Genomic DNA, 1520 nt, shown 5'->3' with positions numbered 1-1520 from the left:
GCTCACCATCGGCTTCGGCCCGAGCCTGTTCGGCGCGGGGGAGGGGGGCGACCGCAAGCGGGATCGCTTCGGCCTCGCGGACAAGTGCCCTGCGTCGCTCAAGGATCTGCCGACATTCGCCGGCGACCAGATCGAACAGGCCCGTTCCCATGGCGACATCGTGGTGCAGGCCTGCGCCGACGATCCGCAGGTCGCCGTCCACGCGATCCGCAACCTCGCGCGCATGGCATTCGGCGTCGCCTCGGTGCGCTGGTCGCAGCTCGGTTTCGGCCGCACGTCGTCGACCACCGCCGCGCAGAAGACGCCCCGCAACATGTTCGGGTTCAAGGACGGTACAGCCAACATCAAGGCGGATGACGCCGGAGCCCTCGATACCCACGTGTGGGCGCAGCCGGGCGACGGTCCTGCGTGGATGGACGGCGGCTCGTACCTGGTCGCCCGGAGGATCCGGATGGACATCGAGGCGTGGGACAGGGCGATCCTCGGCGAGCAGGAGAAGGTCATCGGCCGGGACAAGGCGCACGGTGCGCCTCTCGGTCAGGCCGACGAGTTCGACGCCCCCGATTTCTCGCTGACCACCGGCCGGCACCCCGTGATCGACGTGGATTCCCATGTGCGCCTCGCCCACCCGGACTTCAACGATGGCATCCAGATCCTGCGCCGTGGCTACAACTTCACCGATGGCTCCGACGGCTTCGGGCACCTCGACGCCGGCCTCTTTTTCCTCTGCTACCAGCGCGATCCGGTGGCCCAGTTCGTTCCCCTGCAGCGGCAGCTGTCGCGCTCGGACCTGCTCAACGAGTACATCCGCCACACCTCGACGGGCGTCTACGCCTGCCCGCCCGGGCTCGGAGAAGGGGAGTGGTGGGGACAGCGGCTCCTCGAGGGCTGAGTCCATCTCCGAAGCCGTTACACGACTGTGCTTTAAATGACAGCCAAGTTTGTGGGCGTAATTAATTGATGGGTCCCGCGCAATTCCGTAAGTAAGACCTCATCGTGCGTGGCGGGGGATTCCCGATCGGAATCCGGCGCGCCCGACTCCGCCCGTCGTCGCGCGGTGCCGGGATCGAGGACACGCGGGGCCGTGTTCTCGGGACCGGCGGCGCGGCTACTGCGACGGCACGAAGCGGAGTAACGCCTGGTAGAGGAGCCCGACGACACAACGCCGGGAGGGATTGCACGGACCGCCGCCTCCGCTGAGGGGTCGAGGCGGCGGTCGACTCAAGTTCATGCACGCCATTCCACGTGGTCACTTTATCCGTAATGGGGAGTAACTGTCTCCTACTGTTACCCACTGCCAAGTTGGACTTGTCGGTAACAGTCCGTGGCGGAGCGTGTGGGAGTACGCATGGGGGAGCCCAGTCTGGCATGCGCGATAGTTCGTCAAGTTGCGCGCAATAAGCGGTTGCGATTTGATTCGAAGTACGTCAATATAGACGTATGTCGAATCAAGACCTACAGTCGCCGGGTCGAGGGGCTCCGGCCAGACTTTCCACTTTGGATAAGTGGCTTCCGGTGTG

The 1520-nt window shown here is 65.1% G+C and carries 1 protein-coding gene; it reads left to right on the top strand.

Going from position 1 to position 1520, the window contains the following annotated elements; genetic code table 11:
* The coding region (locus V7E05_RS14235) for a Dyp-type peroxidase (RefSeq protein WP_333620280.1) at positions 1 to 892 on the top strand (892 nt) is incomplete at its 5' end.
* Between the last annotated feature and the right edge of the window lie 628 nt (positions 893 to 1520).

The sequence above is a fragment of the Dietzia sp. genome (genome assembly GCF_036741115.1).
GTDB lineage: Bacteria > Actinomycetota > Actinomycetes > Mycobacteriales > Mycobacteriaceae > Dietzia.
This window is presented reverse-complemented; position numbering and strand designations above follow the sequence as displayed.